The 16452-nt window shown below is 43.9% G+C and carries 20 protein-coding genes; 13 read left to right on the top strand and 7 right to left on the bottom strand.

The window, feature by feature from the left end; genetic code table 11:
• Positions 1-114: 114 nt before the first annotated feature.
• Genes VB740_RS19390 through VB740_RS19380 form a run of 3 tightly spaced genes read right to left on the bottom strand, consistent with a single transcriptional unit; the run spans position 115 to position 4563 of the window.
• Positions 115-2052, bottom strand: a complete 1938-nt coding sequence (locus tag VB740_RS19390; protein ID WP_323201571.1) for a response regulator — start codon at positions 2050-2052, stop codon at positions 115-117.
• Between the two features lie 8 nt (positions 2053-2060).
• Positions 2061-2435 carry a response regulator gene (locus tag VB740_RS19385; RefSeq protein ID WP_323201570.1) on the bottom strand — a complete coding sequence of 125 codons (375 nt, stop codon included), beginning with the start codon at positions 2433-2435 and terminating at the stop codon, positions 2061-2063.
• Between the two features lie 10 nt (positions 2436-2445).
• Positions 2446-4563 (bottom strand): ATP-binding protein, encoded by a 2118-nt coding sequence (locus VB740_RS19380; RefSeq protein WP_323201569.1) that lies wholly within the window; start codon positions 4561-4563, stop codon positions 2446-2448.
• A 116-nt stretch (positions 4564-4679) separates the two neighbouring features.
• On the opposite strand from VB740_RS19380, the gene VB740_RS19375 reads away from it, so the two are divergent.
• A complete protein-coding gene (locus VB740_RS19375) occupies positions 4680-5339 on the top strand; it encodes a Uma2 family endonuclease (RefSeq protein ID WP_323201568.1) in 660 nt (219 codons plus the stop codon).
• Positions 5340-5496: 157 nt separating this feature from the next.
• On the opposite strand, the gene VB740_RS19370 is transcribed toward VB740_RS19375, so the two are convergent.
• Entirely contained in the window at positions 5497-5889 is a 393-nt protein-coding gene (locus VB740_RS19370) for a hypothetical protein (protein WP_323201567.1), read from the bottom strand.
• A 143-nt stretch (positions 5890-6032) separates the two neighbouring features.
• Between VB740_RS19370 and VB740_RS19365 the strand changes: the two genes are divergently transcribed.
• Both VB740_RS19365 and VB740_RS19360 read left to right on the top strand, forming a co-directional pair.
• Positions 6033-6323: a hypothetical protein gene (locus VB740_RS19365; protein WP_323201566.1), complete on the top strand. Its 291-nt coding sequence runs from the start codon at positions 6033-6035 to the stop codon at positions 6321-6323.
• Positions 6324-6756: 433 nt separating this feature from the next.
• Complete coding sequence (locus tag VB740_RS19360) at positions 6757-7497, top strand: phycocyanobilin:ferredoxin oxidoreductase (protein ID WP_323201565.1); 741 nt, start codon at positions 6757-6759, stop codon at positions 7495-7497.
• Positions 7498-7530: 33 nt separating this feature from the next.
• Here VB740_RS19360 and VB740_RS19355 read toward each other — a convergent pair whose 3' ends face one another.
• Positions 7531-8112 carry a phycobilisome protein gene (locus VB740_RS19355; protein ID WP_323201564.1) on the bottom strand — a complete coding sequence of 194 codons (582 nt, stop codon included), beginning with the start codon at positions 8110-8112 and terminating at the stop codon, positions 7531-7533.
• Between the two features lie 264 nt (positions 8113-8376).
• Between VB740_RS19355 and VB740_RS19350 the strand changes: the two genes are divergently transcribed.
• From VB740_RS19350 to VB740_RS19340, 3 genes are all read left to right on the top strand, one after another.
• A complete protein-coding gene (locus VB740_RS19350; RefSeq protein WP_323201563.1) occupies positions 8377-9174 on the top strand; it encodes a DUF1838 family protein in 798 nt (265 codons plus the stop codon).
• 42 nt (positions 9175-9216) lie between these two features.
• On the top strand, positions 9217-9876 hold the full coding sequence (locus VB740_RS19345) for a HEAT repeat domain-containing protein (RefSeq protein ID WP_323201562.1): 660 nt from the start codon (positions 9217-9219) through the stop codon (positions 9874-9876).
• A gap of 364 nt (positions 9877-10240) precedes the next feature.
• Positions 10241-10447: a hypothetical protein gene (locus VB740_RS19340; protein ID WP_323201561.1), complete on the top strand. Its 207-nt coding sequence runs from the start codon at positions 10241-10243 to the stop codon at positions 10445-10447.
• 160 nt (positions 10448-10607) lie between these two features.
• Here the strand turns inward: VB740_RS19340 and VB740_RS19335 are convergent, their stop codons facing one another.
• Positions 10608-11411, bottom strand: a complete 804-nt coding sequence (locus tag VB740_RS19335; RefSeq protein ID WP_323201560.1) for a pentapeptide repeat-containing protein — start codon at positions 11409-11411, stop codon at positions 10608-10610.
• 97 nt (positions 11412-11508) lie between these two features.
• Between VB740_RS19335 and VB740_RS19330 the strand changes: the two genes are divergently transcribed.
• From VB740_RS19330 to VB740_RS19315, 4 genes are all read left to right on the top strand, one after another.
• A complete protein-coding gene (locus tag VB740_RS19330; protein ID WP_323201559.1) occupies positions 11509-12093 on the top strand; it encodes a phycobiliprotein lyase in 585 nt (194 codons plus the stop codon).
• Between the two features lie 193 nt (positions 12094-12286).
• Positions 12287-13018, top strand: coding sequence for a 15,16-dihydrobiliverdin:ferredoxin oxidoreductase (locus VB740_RS19325; RefSeq protein WP_323201558.1), 732 nt, complete (start codon positions 12287-12289; stop codon positions 13016-13018).
• Positions 13019-13086: 68 nt separating this feature from the next.
• Positions 13087-13836, top strand: a complete 750-nt coding sequence (locus VB740_RS19320) for a phycoerythrobilin:ferredoxin oxidoreductase (protein ID WP_323201557.1) — start codon at positions 13087-13089, stop codon at positions 13834-13836.
• 308 nt (positions 13837-14144) lie between these two features.
• Entirely contained in the window at positions 14145-14384 is a 240-nt protein-coding gene (locus VB740_RS19315) for a hypothetical protein (protein WP_323201556.1), read from the top strand.
• 78 nt (positions 14385-14462) lie between these two features.
• Here VB740_RS19315 and VB740_RS19310 read toward each other — a convergent pair whose 3' ends face one another.
• A complete protein-coding gene (locus tag VB740_RS19310) occupies positions 14463-14597 on the bottom strand; it encodes a hypothetical protein (RefSeq protein WP_323201555.1) in 135 nt (44 codons plus the stop codon).
• Between VB740_RS19310 and VB740_RS19305 the strand changes: the two genes are divergently transcribed.
• The 3 genes from VB740_RS19305 to VB740_RS19295 all read left to right on the top strand — a co-directional run bounded on the left by VB740_RS19305 (position 14596) and on the right by VB740_RS19295 (position 16106).
• Positions 14596-15507 carry a HEAT repeat domain-containing protein gene (locus tag VB740_RS19305; RefSeq protein WP_323201554.1) on the top strand — a complete coding sequence of 304 codons (912 nt, stop codon included), beginning with the start codon at positions 14596-14598 and terminating at the stop codon, positions 15505-15507. The two genes, VB740_RS19310 and VB740_RS19305, sit on opposite strands and share 2 nt — an antisense overlap.
• Before the next feature lie 162 nt (positions 15508-15669).
• Positions 15670-15951: a DUF433 domain-containing protein gene (locus tag VB740_RS19300; protein WP_323201553.1), complete on the top strand. Its 282-nt coding sequence runs from the start codon at positions 15670-15672 to the stop codon at positions 15949-15951.
• Positions 15948-16106 carry a DUF5615 family PIN-like protein gene (locus VB740_RS19295; protein WP_323201552.1) on the top strand — a complete coding sequence of 53 codons (159 nt, stop codon included), beginning with the start codon at positions 15948-15950 and terminating at the stop codon, positions 16104-16106. The genes VB740_RS19300 and VB740_RS19295 overlap by 4 nt, the downstream gene beginning before the upstream one ends.
• Positions 16107-16452 lie beyond the last annotated feature (346 nt).

Below are 16452 nucleotides of genomic sequence, written 5' to 3'. Positions count from 1 at the left end.
GGGGGAGCAGGGGGAGCAGGGGGAGCAGGGGGAGCAGGGGGAGCAGAGGGAGCAGGGGGAGCAGAGGGAGCAGGGGGAGATAAAAAAGCTTAACTGAACTGTATTGTCCTATGATCAACTTGCCCAAGCCTTAACTCTTTGTAACCGTCGCAGAATTCGGTTAGCTAGTTCGACTCCTTTAACGGGCTTACACAGATAATCATCAGCACCAACAGTAAAAGCTTGATTCTGACTGGCTAAATCTGTCAGCACACTCAGAAATAAAACTGGCAAACGCTGCCAATGAGGGTCACTGCGGAGAATCTGGCAAACTTCAAATCCGTTGATCTGTGGCATATTGACATCTAATACTAGGGCATCGGGGGTGACAGCTTCTAGTACTGTCCAAAATTGTTGCGGATCGGCAAGGGTTGTGACCTTAAATCCCCAAGGTTTCAGCAGGGTGGGAAGAGTCTGCAACCAGTCTTGATCGTCATCAAGAATCATCACCTTCTTTGTGATCTCAGTCCCGCGCAACAAGTTTACTGCTGTGTCAATCACCTCCTCAGGAGGAATTGGTGCTGTCAAAAACAGTTTTCCGCCCCGCCGCATTGCCTCCAAGCGATCGCATAATTCATTGCGATCGCTAATTACGACAATTGGCAAGTCAGGGTAACGCTGTGCTAATATCTGCAATGTTTCCCAAAAATTACTTACCTGGTGAGTATAGAGTTCGGATGTAATTGAGGGAAAATGTAAAAGTATGATATCAGGATTTTGGTCTAAGTTATCAAAAACCGAATCTCTTGTGAGCAAAGCTTTAGCCATATTTTCCAGTATCGGCGCAATTTGAATGCGAATTCCCCGGCTTGCCGCCACAGGTTCTAAGGAGTGGTTAAACTCGATATCTGAACTCACAATTAATAAAAGCGGTGAGTGCCCATTGGGAACCTGAGACAGTTTAATCTCTGTAGTCTGCTCAATGTCTTGCTGGAGAGCCATTACCAAGGTTTTCACCAACGGCGCGTGTTTTGGTTGTAGCGGTTCTCGACCACCCAACCAATACTCTAACTGCCGTGCGGTGTGCATTGTTTTGCTTAACCCAAAGATTCCCAAATTCCCCGCTAGTTTGTGAGCAACTTGTTGTGCCTGTTCTTGTTGTTGGGGTTTGAGTTGATTTGTTTGTAAGTCTCTGACAGCTTGTAACAAAATTGTTAAGTCGTCGAGGCTTTTCGGTTTTGTAGTTTTCCAAGTCTCGTTGAGAAAAGCCAAGTATTGTTGTTGGGAATCGTCGGGAGGACTATACTTTGGCGAATCACCCAACGATAGAGCTATTTGAGAGTCATCCGCAGCATTATTTACAGCAGGTATCGCTGATTGAGTGGTTGATTCTTCTGTGCTTGCTGCTTTTAAGTAGTAACCCCGTCCATGCATGGTAGCGATAAAATCATGGGGCGCACCGACTGCAACTAACTTGTGTCGCACTCGACGGATATGGGAACGTACCGTTGCCCCAGATGGAAATTCTTCTGAAGACCATAATTTGTCTAGAAGTTCTTCAGTGCTAAACACATGTTGGCAGTTCCGCAGCAAAAGTTCTAGCAAATCATATTCCATCGTTGTCAAGTTCAAGGGGCGACTATTGTAAGTCACTTCACAAGTACTAGGGTTAAGAAGCAAATCCCCCCAAGTCAGTAAAGGAAAAGGATTGTTACTTCCCCGCCTCAGCAATGCCCGAATCCTGGCAATCAGTTCTATGGTATCGAAAGGTTTTACAACATAGTCATCTGCACCCGCATCTAATCCCTGCACTTTGGCGGTAATGTTATCTTGAGCCGTAAGTAACAGAATTGGGACGGTGTATCCCTGTGCCCGCAGACGCTTGCATAAGCTAATGCCGTCCAACTTCGGCAGCATGATATCCAGTACAATCAAGTCATACTCAAAGGTGGAGCTATAAGTCCAACCCATTTCCCCATCTTTGACTACATCTACAACATAGTGATGGGTTGCCAGATTTCTAGTTAGGACTTTAATTAATAAATCGTCATCATCCACAAGCAAGATTTTCATTGATGCGGCTACCAATGGAGAATTCTACTAATTTGCTCCGGTAGATTCAGAGAGTTAAAAGGTTTTGTAATGACACCACTAACTCCCAAATCATTAAACTGACGCTTTTCTGCTGTTTGTGCTTTAGCAGTTAAAAGAATCACTGGTATTTGTTCTGTTTCAGAATAAGACTGGAGTTCCTTAAAGGTAGCAATTCCATCCATGTCTGGCATCATCACATCCAGCAAAATCACATCGGGTTTTTTGATTTGGGCAGTCTGGATGCCTTCAAAGCCAGAACTAGCAGTGAAAACTTCCCAACCTGCTGCCATTTTGATGCCAAATTGCACAACGGTTTGAATGGTTTCTTCGTCATCAATAATTAAAATCCGCTTCATAAGCATAGCTCCCCCTTCATAAGATATTGACGCACTCAAGGGTAGGTAATGTGAATGCAAAGGTGCTTCCAGATGGAGTACTTTCAGCCCAAATTCTACCGTTGTGTTGTTCAATAATTTTGCGACAGATGGTCAGCCCTAAACCAGTACCACCTTTTTTGCGGGAATCTGATGAATCTACTTGTTGAAACCGTTCAAAGATCCGTTCGAGTTGGTCAGCAGGAATGCCTTGCCCTTCATCTCGCACCCGAAATACCAATTCTTTGGGGAGGTTTGGGGAACCTTGCTCTTGTTCTACGGTTAGCCAAACAGTCCCCCCAGGTGATGAAAACTTGATGGCATTACTAATTAAATTTGTTAAAGCTTGCAAGATATAATCTGCATCTGCCCACACTGAGATATCTTGTGGTTGTTTGACCAGAGTGATTTCATGCTGCTGTGCCATTGCTTGCATTGCCTCTGCTGCTTGGATCATCAAATTAGCAGCATTACAGGCTTGGCACTCCATGATGACTTTGCCAGACTCAATTCGCTGTAAATCGAGGACGTTGTTGACTAAACGCACTAACCGTTCAGTGCTGTCATCGGCAATTCCTAGCATTTGTTGTCCTTCGGTGGAGAGATTGCCCAATCGCCCTGTAGCTAAGATTTTCAGGGCACTATGCAACGAAGTTAGGGGAGTCCGCAATTCATGGCTAATTACAGAAATGAATTCATCTTTCATTCTTTCAATGGCTTTGCGATCGCTAATATCACTACTCAAGGCGAAAAATCCCTTCACCGTGTTCTGGTCATCTACATCAGGGATGTAAGTTACATCAACCGATCGCCAAGTCCCATCTTTTAAAAGAATATCATTTTCATAGTTGACGGCTTGCCCAGATAAAGCTGTTTTTACATAAACTTGCATTCTTTGGTAACAATCTTCTCCCCAAACCTGTTGTAGATGGGAACCATAAATTTCTTTAGGAAATTGTCCCAACCAATCCTGATATGCTTGATTATTAAAGCGATATTGTTGTTGATCATCCACATAGGCGATTAGTACTGGCAGCGCATTAGTAATTAAGCGCAATTGCTCCTCACTCTGTCGCAGTGCGGCTTCTGCCTGCATCCGCACATTAATTTCCTCTTGCAATTCTGCGGTGCGATCTGCGACAACCTCTTCTAAGCGTTCCAGTAGTTGGGCTTGAGATAAAGCAATACTGATTTGATCGGCCAGTTGTTGCATCAATTCCAACTCAAAATCTACCCAATGGCGATCGCTGTCGCATTGGTGCGCGATTAACAAACCCCAAAGGTGATTCTGATACTGGGCATTGAGGTTTTGCACAATCGGTACAATTAATTTGGCTTTGATCTGGAATTGATCGACAAATTCCACCAAACAATCTGCCAAGCCAGCCGCCGGATCGTGGACATCTGCGGTCGCACGCACCCGTCCTTGAGCATACAGTTGTTGATAGTCTTGGGGAAAAACTTCTTCAGGAAATTCCAGATCCATCAGTGTGGGATAATCTGGTAAAACTGCTTCACTGATGGTTTTTCCTGTACCATCCGGCAATACCTGATAAATTAACACGCGATCGGCTTGCAGAATCCGTTGCACTTCCGTGACGGTGGTATGCAGAATTTCCTTTAACTGTAACGACTGGCGAATTTTCAGCGTCACTTCCGAAAACAGTTCTACCCGTTGCTGTTGCTGTCGTAATTCCGCCTGCATTGATTCCCGGCGCTGGCTAATGTCTCGTAATAGCAGCAGATGACAGTGGGGAAGTACGTTAGGTATTAAGGTATACTCCATCTCTTGCTGGTTCTGGACAGAAGATGAAACTAACAGTTCCCCCATCAATGATTGTCCCGGTGGAAAACTAAAAGAGTTGGGTTGGCGAGTAAATTCCGCAGTGATGAAACTAGATAAAGCTTGCCCTTTGAGTTGCTTACGTGATAAACCGAGTAAATCACAAGCAGCAATATTCATATCTACGAAACATAAGCGGTCGTCAATCAGAGCGATCGCATCATGGGCGTTTTTAAATAAAGTTTGAATCAGACGCTTCTGCGTAGGCGTTCGCGTAGCGTCTCGTAGAGAAGCCCGCCGCAGGCATCGTCGTTGATGTTTAGATTTTTTCACGCCAGATTGCGTTAGCCTCAACTTCCCCTGTGCAAATATACTAAACCATATTAGCCGTTGGGTTGCTTACTATTCCATCTGGTAAACTGAAGGCATTGATTGGGCTAAGTTGACCTTTGACTATTGCGATCAACCAACCAATACAACAGCAGCCACTCAACTTTGATGAGTTTCTCGCCCGTTATAGTGGCAATAACCGCTATGAACTGATCGATGGAGAGGTGTTTGACTTGGAACCAACAGGTCTGCATGAAGAGGTTGCAGCCTTCATTACCACAAAGATATGTGTCCAGATAGACGGAGCAGGCTTACCTTGCTTTGTCCTTCAGCGAGGACTATTGCGCCCTTCTAACATTGGTATGACAGCATTTCGATTTGATGTTGCAGTTGTTGCTCCAGATGAACTGATCAAAGAACCGCTTTGGTCTGACCAGTCAATCCTAACACTGGGCAGTTCGATTAAATTTGTGGCGGAAGTTGTTAGTAGTAACTGGCAAAATGATTATGCCCGTAAGGTTGAAGACTACGCGGTTTTAGGCATTCCCGAATATTGGATTGCAGACTACGCAGCTAATGGTGGTACTCGACACATTGGCAAGCCCAAACAACCCACCCTCTCTATTTGTACGCTAGTGAATGGGGAGTATGAAATTCAACAGTTTCGAGGCAATCAGACCATCGTCTCTCAAACTTTCCCAGATTTAAAACTAACGGCTGAACAGGTGTTGAGGGCTGGTAGATCAAATCCCCATTATTCGACTACCGTAGTAGATTAGTCTTAGCTAGAGGCGATCTGGAAACTATGACAGACAATTTTATTATAGAGACGTTGCATACAGCGTCTCTATTTTTGTTTTCATGCTCTACCTATCATTTGAAAGCATTATCAGCAAATTTTTTCTTTTTTATCTGCATACAGCAAGGATTCGCCTGTTACGCCGTCTTTATAGCAGAGGCTTTTGCATCTGTGTTTGATTTTAACCGCGTGATTATAGCTTTACGAACGCGATCGCTTTTCCGTACCGCACCTGCTAGTTCATATTCCCGGCTGTCTTTGCCATACTTCGTTGCCACACCACTAACTAAGCGTTCTGAGGTTTCACGAATGCTTTTTTCCAGAGTTTCTATTTTTTCTTTTGCCGAGTCAAGGGTGTTTAACATCTTATTATATTGATTGAGTTCGTTGCGTAGTTCCCCAGTTAACTCAGCCAAATGCTGCAAACTGATGGAATCACCAAAATTGAGACTCGGATCAATTGATTGGAATCCAATTGTCTGCTGTTCTGTTTTTTCTAGTACGGAAGAAGTTCTTTTTTTGCGTGGCATCAATGCACATCTTTTACTTAACTTTATACTTCTAGCGTCTCTCAACAAGACCAGGAATTGGTTCAGTGAAAATAGCCAAAATTAGGTATCTTTTTGGAAATAAATTGAATGATTAGTTAAGTAATTACCGATAAAAACTTGTTTTGTTGACCAAAGTGCTTGGCTTGTTAACCAAAGTACTTACCTTGTTAAACAAAGTGCTTGGCTTGTTAACCAAAGTACTTACCTTGTTAACCAAAGTGCTTGGCTTGTTAACCAAAGTTCTTACCTTGTTAAACAAAGTGCTTGGCTTGTTAACCAAAGTTCTTACCTTGTTAAACAAAGTTTTTACCTTGTTAAACAAAGTGCTTGGCTTGTTAAACAAAGTACTTACCTTGTTAGAGGATGTTTTAAAAGTTCTTTGGTCGGTAACAAAACGTTTTAGATCCCCCTAAATCCCCCTTAAAAAGGGGGACTTTGATTCCGGTTCCCCCCTTTTTTAAGGGGAGTTAGGGGGGATCAATAAGTCCCTAAAATCACAGCCAACTACTTTTGCATTGCAAGAAAGCATAATAGGCATATTTATACAGTAAAAGCATTAATTGAACTGTCTGCTTAAGTGGATACCGCCAACATCGGTAGTTGGACTCCTCTAGCGATCGCAGCAGCCAGAGGGAGCAACGCGAAAAAGTGAGATCATCGTGTGAGCAGGGGGAGCAGAGGGAGCAAAGAGAAAGTTTTAGTAATTTTTACTACCTGAATAGCCCTGAATATACTTCTTTCTCTCCCCCTACTTCGCTGCTTCTTCCCCAATCCCTCAAGACTACACAAATTTTGCACAGACTATACGCCAAGGTAAATATTAATTCTATTCTCAAAGAGAAGCGTATGTTGAACTCTATGCAAACGTCGTTAAGAACCCGTCAGCATCCCTTAATCCACAGATTAGCGGATTCCATTGAAGAAATTTGGCAACAGTACCTCGATATTTCCCCTTACTCTGTTCCAGAAGGTTTAGGTTACGTTGAGGGACATTTGGAAGGTGAACGACTGATCATTGAAAATCATTGCTACCAAGCTCCGCAATTTCGCAAACTGCATTTAGAATTGGCTCAGGTTGGCAATGGATTAGATATTCTGCACTGTGTAATGTTCCCTAATCCCGAATATGCCTTGCCGATTTTTGGCACAGATTTGGTTGGTGGACGAGGAGGAATTAGTGCGGCGATCGCTGATTTATCTCCAGTCAGTAGCGATCGCACCCTACCGCCAAGCTATTCTCAACAATTGTCTGTTTTGTCTGGGCTTGAGTTTTCCCAACCACGAGCTTTACCAGAGTGGGGCGATATCTTTTCGGAATTTTGTTTATTTGTCCGTCCTGGGGACTCTCAAGAAGAAGATAGGTTTCTCAATCGAGTTCGGGAATTTTTAACCATTCATTGTCAGATTGCTAGTCAACAGACACCTCTGATATCAAATCTTGACATCTCCAGGGTTCTGGCAGGACAACGAAATTACTGTACCAAGCAGCAACAAAACGATAAAACTCGGCGAGTTCTAGAGAAATCTTTTGGTAAAGAGTGGGCAGAACGCTACATGACCACTATGCTCTTTGACTATGTAGCTTGAAAATATTGATGCCCTAAGCGATCGCAGCAACAATTAACGAAATTGCTTTAATTCCTCAATCAGATGATCGAAGTAGGGAGCAACGATTGCTTGCTGTTCGGGTTCCACTCGCTTTAAACTGGCATTCTTAATACCTTCTAAGCCTACAACCATTGCATCTAAAGGTACTTGCAATTCTTGATACAACAGTTGCATATAGTGCAATCCTTCGGTGCTGGTATAGTCGGTGTGTTGTCCGGCGATGCCGTAAGTAATACAGCGTAGGAAGTGCCAGAAATCACGCCAGCAAGCATCTGCCCTCATTGCTGGGTAGAGTCCACCACCTGGTTGGGTAATGTTGGGAAATGTAGCCAATACCTGGCTTCTGGCTTCATCTACGATTTCGTGGACGCGATCGCGTAGCTTTTGACTTACGGCAACTAGTGCTGTGCTTACTGAGACAAGCCGCTGAATATGCTGCAAATCTTCATCAGTAAGATAGCGTCCTTGGTCGTCAGCCGCCTGAAATAGCTGAATAGCCTCTGCTGGATGGGTATTTTGCCAAGTAGCAAAACTGACAATCCTTGCTTTTTGAATCAGTTCTCGAACTTTTTCACTCAATTGTGGCTGAGTCATGGTCAAAACCATTAATAGACTGGTTGAAAAGTAGAACTCCTGCTCTTTTTCAAATTTCCAGCAGGGTTATTAGTAACACTGTATAGGAATCCGGTTTGATTTCTGAAAAAATTAAGTATTTGTAGGGTGCGTTATGACTTTAGTCTAACGCACCAAAGCCTTGAAAATGGTGCGTTAGGCTTCGCCATAACACACCCTACGTGTTGTTCAAAAATCAAATAGTAATCCTATAGCGGTAAATTGTTAGGAAACAAAAGGTAAGCTATGAACAATTCAGAAGACTATACAGTTAATAATCTAGATTTCTACAGAAAGCATCATAGTCAGCAGCTTTACTATCGCTGGGAAGGAGAAGTCTGGTGGCAAGAAACAGGCGAACGCCCACGAGAGAAATTATTCTCGATTATTGGAATGAATGCAACCAAGGTTTTCATTCGTCCCGATCCTGAGTTTGAAGAAGTAGGTTATCGGATCAATCGGGAGTTAGGTCTATTTTGCGATCCGCAGACCCAAAAAATCCTGCATACATGGCAGCCCGATTCAACCAGTGCTGCTGTAGCGATCGTGCATATTGCCAATCGCATAGTGCAGGGGGCTGTTCGACCGAAAATGACGGTGATTCCCAAAGGACAAGACTATGTTACCTCTGTCGTAGAAATTCCCTTGACCTATCCTCATCCATTAGCAGCAGATCCCAAATACCGAGATTATTGTCCCCGTGAAACCTTTAATGGGACAGAATACTTCACCAGTCACATTTCCCGGCCAGGGGTGAAGGATCTTCCTCCAGCCACTTGGGCGCGAGACTGTCCCTGGTTACCCTGGATGAAACTGGGCTATGGTCATCCAGCCCGCTTACGATTTGAAACAACAACGACTCGGGTTGAATCCTTTGAACAACTCCATCCCAACCTGATTCAACTGATTCGGGAACAAGTGCCGATATATGAATTTACACCTGACCAGAGTAACGAACCAAATATGACTAGTACACTGTACTTTAAGCAGCACTTCGCCGCTTACCTAAAAGGAGAACGCTTTCCCATTTTTGAAGAGCTTTGAGAAGGGTTTGAAACTGTAACTTAATTTCAGATTGTCAATTCTATGGATCTCAGTCAAATCGAAACCGATCTACAAAACTCGGATTTTCAATACCGCCTGAAGGCTATCTCTGCCCTGCAAGATTATCCGGCTGATGTCGCTTTTCCTTTACTCAACCGCCATATCCAAGACCCAGAGTTTCTGGTGCGAACCTTTGTTGCTAGGGAGTTGGGTAAGCTAAGAACCTCAGAATCCTTTGCTGCCCTGTTGCAAATTATAAAATTTGATGACACCCCCAATGTCCGAGCAGAAGCGTCTAATTCCCTGTCCTTATTTGGTAGAATTTCTGCTTCTCATCTGGTACAGACATTTTTACGAGACGATCACTGGTTGGTACGTCGCAGTATTTTGGCAGCCTTGGTAGAAATGGATTGCCCTGAAGAAGTCGTAGAGGTTTGTATTCTGGGGCTAGAAGGTGACGATGCCGTAGTTCAGGAAGTATCTGTAGATGCGCTGGGGTCATTGGCGACTTCCCATCAGTCTGAGGTAGCTTTGTCCCAACTCTTGAACCTGAAAAATTCTGAGTTTGAATATATTCGGGTACGAGTTGCTTATGCCCTGAAGCACTTTAATACTCCTGAAGCCAAAGAAGCCCTGGCGCAACTGAGACAGGATGCCGATCATCGGGTGGTGGGGGCGGCAATGGAAAATTTAATCTCTTGAGGAGCAGGGGGAAGGGGACAAGGGGACAGAGGAGAATATTTACTGTTGACTTTTATCCAAAAAATAATTTGGATGCAGAACAACTAAATTCATTTATGGGGTTCTTAATTTTGACTTCCACGTTCGCGTGGCGTCTCCAAGAGTTGGGACTGACTCCACCGATAGGTGGAGAAGAAAAGTATTTCTTTGAGTTGTACCTAACTCGGTAATGGATATCTATAATTTATCCATGCTCCTACAGCAATTCAATACAAAAGTCTAGAAAAATTGTAGCAATGTTGACATAAATTAATATTTAGACTGGCAGAATTGGGAAAGAGCAAACTGTGACTAAGTATTTTTGTTTGCACCATAGGAGAAACAAATGACTGAAATTCCCACTGGCGGTCAAATGCTTTGGAAATTGGAAGGGGACGATCGCGTTTTGCACCTGCGGCATAATTCGTCAGAGCCGTGGCGGCCGTATGAGGAATTTCCACAGTATGTTCTACCCGACCCACTAGGATTTTCTAAAGGAATTGCTACTTTTATGGCGTTGCTGAAAAAAGACTGGACAGCTACTAAATCTTAAGAAGGGAATGGGGAATGGGGAATGGGGAATAGGACAAGGAGAATTAGGGACAAGGGGAAAGAGTTGTGCAAGTTCTCACCCCTTGTCCCCTTGTCCCCTGCTCCCTCTGCCTCCCCTGCCTCCCCTGCTCCCCCTGCCTTTTCCCAACAATATATGCCTACTACTTAGTTTCTAGGCTGGCGCGTGTAGTACGACGGGTTAAAGCATGAGGTGTATCTAGCTCTTGTGCAGGTTGGCTAAGGAGGCGCGATCGCATTTCGTCACTCAGCCCTTGAACATGGGTAAAATCTGCTCCAGCAATGCTTTCCAGATGCTCGAAATCAACGCCAGTCAAATCTGCTGCTCGTAAATCTGCTCCTGCGAGGTTGGCTCCGTTTAATCGAGCGTTGCGTAAAGATGCTCCTGGCAACCAGGCTTTTCGCAAATCAGCCTGACTTAGCCGCGCTCCCTGAAGATTAGCATGAGTTAAATCAGCCCCTCCTAAATATGCTCCCAACATACTTGCACCTTGCAAATCAGCATGACGCAAGTTGGCTGTATTCAGCTGGGCACCATTCAAATGGGCATTTGGCCCAATCGCCCCAGAGGATTTGTAATTAAAGCCTTCGGGAAACAGGGTTTGGCTATCATATATTGCCCCTAGCAGCTTGGTATCGGTCAAAATAGCTCCCCGTAAATCTGCGCCACTCAGATCAACTCGGTACAAACAAGCTGCCTGTAAATTGGCATCCCTTAAAATCGCTTGGCACAGATCGGCTGCCCGTAAATCAGCGCCACTGAGATCCGCAGCACTGAGATCGGCTTTGCTGAGATTTGCTCGAATCAAAATAGCTTGATGCAAATTAGCTCTTTGCAGTTCTAAACCACTGAGGTTGAATTGATATAAATCTTCTTGAGTTAGAGCAAATCCTGCCTTGAGGACAGCCAAAACCTCTTGGGGTGTCTTCTGATCCCTGCTGATCATGGGTTGAAATCGTGAGATTATTTAGGGGTATTGTACCGCGACGTATCTACAATCATTAGGGTCTAAGAAAGGATGAAGTTTTATTAGAGGATCAGCTATGCCTTTTGTACCACCAATGACCATGATGGAGTTTTTCCGTAAGAGTGAAGGGGTCTGGTTTACCCAGCGCACGGTGCATCACTTTGATACGGTGCCGGATCAATCGGGAGAATCAAAGCTTTATGTAGGCGCGATCGCACTTGATGACCCACGGGTAAAAGCAATCTGCCACCCGCAAGGTATCGATCCAGCTAGTGCTAAGGGAGGTGCTAGCTTTATGTGGCAAGAACATGACGACGAGCAAGAACCCAATCCGGATCGTGTCGCTGTCTTAATTGATGTACCAGATGATGAAACAGGGCGATCGGGAAAATTACTCCGCAACCAAGGCTATGTGGAAAAAATTCCGGTAGTTAGCCGTTACTGGTTTGGACAAGATGGCATTTTAACCATCGATACCGAATATGAAACCAACCAAGGTCAGGAACGCTGCTGGTTCATGACCGATGATTTTCGGGTGCGCGTCAGCACAGTACGGATGATGAATGGAGTGTACTTGATGACCTATTGTTCTGAACGACGCTATTTAACTGAGGCGAATTTAGCAAAAATGGTGCAAAACAATTTATCTAGAGCATCATGATCATCTAGTCGCTCATAATCTTCCAGGGCTTGCTATCGTTTCTAGGCAATCATTCTGGCGATCGCCATCAGTAAGCATTGCACCATCACCTAATCCTAACGTTAAGGATCGTTACTTTGTTTAACATATTCGAGACGCCGAATCTGGGAATACCCTATTCTCTGGGGTTAAGGCAAATTAATCTCTAAATTTTATGTATAAGTGCTTCCTTGAGCATCTGGAACAATCGCTTTTGCAACGGTTTACCTTAGAGAGTCGCCCAATTCCTCCAGGACTAGAGTATCAGGTGAGCGATCGCGGCAGAAATCCCGCCACAATTCAGAGTTGGTGCTATCAGTGCCCACAGTTGCGGAAAATCCGCTATACATACATTGATGCAGGTGCAAGTGCCCAGATTCTCAATAGTGTGATTTATCCGAGTCATAACTACGAGTTGCCCTTACTAGGCATTGATTTTCTCTCTTTCGGCCAGGTGAAAAACCTGATTGTGATGGATTTCCAGCCTTTATTTCAAGATGAAGCTTACTTAAAGAAGTACATACATCCATTGCAGACATTGCATGATAAGTATCCAGACTTGGCACAAGGCTTAGAAATGAAATTTTATGATGCTAATCAGTACTTCTCAAAATATCTCTTATTTGCCAAAACCGATGCAGAAACAGTAAAAACAAGGGTCTTTGAGGCATTCAAAGACTATCTGAATTTGTACTGGCAAATGCTAGACCAAGCTAAACTTTTGATCGATCAGTCAGACATTCAACGGATTGTCAAAGCCCAAAAAGACTACGATCAATATAGTGCCGATCGCGATCCTGCATCTGGTTTGTTCAGTAGTTACTTTGGACATCAATGGTCAGAGCGATTTTTGCATGAATTTTTGTTTGAGGATGCTGTGCCATTAGTAGCTAATGTAGCCAAATAGTGATTTAAATCTAGATCACCACAACAGAATATAGTGATTATTAATTTTGAATTGGGAGCGAAGCAACGTTGACTCTCTATCAGCCATTTTTAGATTACGCGATCGCGCTTTTGCAAGAACGTTTGAATTTGCAACCTTATGCGATTCCTCAAGGGTTTGAGTCGAAGCAAGCAACAGTAGGTAAAGGCAAACATCAACAAGAGGTCTTAACGACTAGCTATGCCTATCAAACTACCAAACTCCGGCAAATTCGAGCCGCCCATGTACAAGGGGGTAACTCACTTCAGGTATTAAATTTCGTTATTTTCCCCCATCTGAATTACGATTTGCCCTTCTTTGGCGCAGATTTAGTTACCTTGCCAGGAGGGCACTTAATTGCCCTCGATATGCAACCCCTATTTCGGGATGATTTGGGGTATCAGGCGAAGTATACCCAGCCTATTCTGCCAACTTTTCACGCACATCAGCAGCATCTACCTTGGGGGGGTGACTTTCCCGAAGAAGCCCAGCCCTTTTTCTCACCCGCCTTTCTCTGGACGCGCACCCAAGAAACAGAGGTAGTGGAAACCCATGTGTTTGCAGCCTTCAAAGACTATCTACAAGCCTACCTGGATTTTGTTGACCAGGCGCAACCGATAACCGACTCCAAATATTTAGCAGAAATTGAGCAAGCTCAACTGCGTTATCTCCGCTATCGAGCCGAAAAAGACCCAGCACGGGGAATGTTTACCCGTTTTTACGGTGCTGAGTGGACAGAAGAATATATCCACGGGTTTTTATTCGATTTGGAAAGAAAACTGGCATCAACAATTAGATGAAGCAATACCAATTTTAGATTTTAGATTTTGGATTTTGGATTAAAAATCTTGCTTGATAAACTATTCTATACGTTTGAAACAAGATTACCTATCCGAAGTTGGTATCAAAGGTAGCAGTCTGTCAAGAAATAATTGACGGATAGATTCCTTGTAGAGACGGCGATTTATCGCGTCTCCCCAACCGTCATCAAAATGAATTTGACAGACCAGTAGAACCAGGATAATCGAAAAGGTTTGTCCGTTGGTAACTGAATCTGAGAAAATCAAACATGGGCATTTTAAATCTACTTTTAGGAAACACAAAGGATATGGCTGACACTACAGAACTTACCTCAAGCACTCAAACTAGCCTTGAAGAACTGACAGAAGCGATCGCAGAATTAGAAGAATATCGGGAACGCCTGGTTAACGATACCTTGTCAATGGCGCAACGCGCCAAAATCATGAAGGCACAAGCACTTGCTAGCCTGCAACCTCAGCTTGCCCAACTAGATGCAACTCTTGAGTCACTACGACAGCAGCAATCTACTCTGACATCTGGTAACTAGTACCCCTTCGGGGAATTAAAAATTAAGAATTAAAAATTAAAAATTTAGGAATTTTTCTCAATTTTTAATTTTACATTTTCAATTTTTAATTGGAGGGAAGCGACGGTCAAAAGGCTTTAATTTTAGGCTTTCTGGCTGTAATAAAACGGTAGGTTTATTGCCGCCGACCTGTACTAGATCATTTAACAATAACGATGATAGGGAATTTGTCATGAGTCAATCGCTCAACTCTAAAGCTCCAGCAGTGGATGATCTCATCCTGCGAGTGCAAGCTGAAAATGATGATCTGGTTCAGAGGGTAAATGAGCAGATTACACTAGAAACCTTCGATTCTACAGATCACAAAGTTCTTAAACAACTCGTGGAGGGTTTAGGAGATCCACGGGGAATGGTGCGACTGCGGTTTGCCGAAACTTTGGGTGAAATTGGTGAAGCAGCAACGCCATTTCTCGTAGAGGCACTGGCAAATCATTTCAATGTAGTTGTGCGACGGGCTGCTGCCAAGACACTCACTATCATATCTGACCCGTGTGCTGTGCCAGACTTGCTTCATGCTTTTCTGAATGATGAAGATAGGGTAGTCAGAAGTTCAGCCGCCGGGGCTTTAGCCAGAACAGGAGAAGCATCTGTACCAGCGTTGTTGGAAATTTTAGCATCAGACGAGCATCCACAGGATATTAAAGGTCTTGCTGCATGGGCATTGGCGTTTATTGGATCGGAAGCATCAGAGCATCTATATAAAGCATTGAACGCCGCCTCTTTGGATGTCCGATGCGCTGTCATCGGGGCCTTTGGTCATGTGGCGCAAGAGCAGTCAGACGAAAAATCTTGTAACCTTCTAGTTTCTGCTCTGACTGATCCAGAAGCGCTCATCCGCACTGAAGCCGCCGCAGCCTTGGGACAAGTAAATTATCCTCCCTCTGTGCCGCATTTAATTTTGGCAATTCAAGATACTGATTTAGATGTGAGAAAGGCAGCAATTAATTCTCTCGGTAAAATTGGCGATCGCAGTGCATTAGAATCATTACAGCCGCTACTTAATGATGAACAAGAGGTGGTGCGAGTTCTGGCGAAATTAGCGATCGCGCAAATTGAACGCCAGTCCGAAGCAGATGATTGGTAATGTTCCCGTTCAGCTGCTTGCTGCCTCTATCAACATTTCATTCCCAATCGATAGCTTAAATATAGTCAGGTGCAACAAGGTGATTATGCGCTTGGTGCTACTCAACTTAATTAAGCAAGCCGTTACAATGATGTGATGATATTTCTGCACAATGAACAATCTATGCTTCAGACAACAGAGCATCTTTACATAGTCAGAGATGACCAGATTCTAAGCGGTGAGCCAATTATCAAAGGGACTCGAACCCCAGTCAGAGCAATTGTTGAAACTTGGCGCATGGGCATCCCTCCAGAAGAAATCCCAAAGGGTATGCCTCATCTGTTGCTGGCACAAGTATTTGACGCATTGAGCTACTACAGCGATCATCAGAGCGAGATCAACGACTATATCGAACGTAACCGCATCCCCGACGAGTTAATTGATCCATTAGTCAGAGATATATGAGTAGCGTCTTCATCCGCTTGTATCTGGACGAAGACGTTCATGTATTAGTAGCAGACTTGTTGAAAGCAAGAGGTTTCGACGCTATTACCGCAAGGGATGCAGGAAAACTCCAGATCAGTGATGAAGAGCAACTTGCTTATGCTGTCAGTCAATAAATAACTCTGATCACGCACAATCGAACTGATTTTGAAGAATTGGTACAAGCCTATTTTGATACGGAACAAGCACATTATGGCGTGATTTTTGCTGTTCGTCGCTCGCCTTAAGAAATTGCACAACGGTTAATGGTGATCCTAAATCATGTAACAGCAGATGAAATGGAAAATCAGGTTCGATACATCTGATGCTTGAAGCCATAGCATTGCCCAAATTGAAAGCCAGTTACAAGCAGATGATTTGTAACAGCAAAACTGAGCAGCGTTGAGTATAGTAAAACGATAAACGAAAAAAATTTATATTGTCTACTCCACTACGCTGTTAGCTTGCAATTTCAACGTCTAT

Origin of the sequence: Nostoc sp. UHCC 0251, from assembly GCF_034932245.1 — a bacterium.
Classification (GTDB): domain Bacteria; phylum Cyanobacteriota; class Cyanobacteriia; order Cyanobacteriales; family Nostocaceae; genus Nostoc.
This window is presented reverse-complemented; position numbering and strand designations above follow the sequence as displayed.

Bases quoted from the DNA above. Each gene is read 5' to 3' on its own strand.
- VB740_RS19390 (WP_323201571.1), bottom strand. From the start codon at position 2,052: ATGAAAATCTTGCTTGTGGATGATGACGATTTATTAATTAAAGTCCTA.
- VB740_RS19385 (WP_323201570.1), bottom strand. From the start codon at position 2,435: ATGCTTATGAAGCGGATTTTAATTATTGATGACGAAGAAACCATTCAA.
- VB740_RS19370 (WP_323201567.1), bottom strand. From the start codon at position 5,889: ATGCCACGCAAAAAAAGAACTTCTTCCGTACTAGAAAAAACAGAACAG.
- VB740_RS19360 (WP_323201565.1), top strand. From the start codon at position 6,757: ATGTTGAACTCTATGCAAACGTCGTTAAGAACCCGTCAGCATCCCTTA.
- VB740_RS19355 (WP_323201564.1), bottom strand. From the start codon at position 8,112: ATGACTCAGCCACAATTGAGTGAAAAAGTTCGAGAACTGATTCAAAAA.
- VB740_RS19350 (WP_323201563.1), top strand. From the start codon at position 8,377: ATGAACAATTCAGAAGACTATACAGTTAATAATCTAGATTTCTACAGA.
- VB740_RS19345 (WP_323201562.1), top strand. From the start codon at position 9,217: ATGGATCTCAGTCAAATCGAAACCGATCTACAAAACTCGGATTTTCAA.
- VB740_RS19340 (WP_323201561.1), top strand. From the start codon at position 10,241: ATGACTGAAATTCCCACTGGCGGTCAAATGCTTTGGAAATTGGAAGGG.
- VB740_RS19335 (WP_323201560.1), bottom strand. From the start codon at position 11,411: ATGATCAGCAGGGATCAGAAGACACCCCAAGAGGTTTTGGCTGTCCTC.
- VB740_RS19330 (WP_323201559.1), top strand. From the start codon at position 11,509: ATGCCTTTTGTACCACCAATGACCATGATGGAGTTTTTCCGTAAGAGT.
- VB740_RS19325 (WP_323201558.1), top strand. From the start codon at position 12,287: ATGTATAAGTGCTTCCTTGAGCATCTGGAACAATCGCTTTTGCAACGG.
- VB740_RS19315 (WP_323201556.1), top strand. From the start codon at position 14,145: ATGGCTGACACTACAGAACTTACCTCAAGCACTCAAACTAGCCTTGAA.
- VB740_RS19305 (WP_323201554.1), top strand. From the start codon at position 14,596: ATGAGTCAATCGCTCAACTCTAAAGCTCCAGCAGTGGATGATCTCATC.
- VB740_RS19310 (WP_323201555.1), bottom strand. From the start codon at position 14,597: ATGACAAATTCCCTATCATCGTTATTGTTAAATGATCTAGTACAGGTC.
- VB740_RS19300 (WP_323201553.1), top strand. From the start codon at position 15,670: ATGCTTCAGACAACAGAGCATCTTTACATAGTCAGAGATGACCAGATT.
- VB740_RS19295 (WP_323201552.1), top strand. From the start codon at position 15,948: ATGAGTAGCGTCTTCATCCGCTTGTATCTGGACGAAGACGTTCATGTA.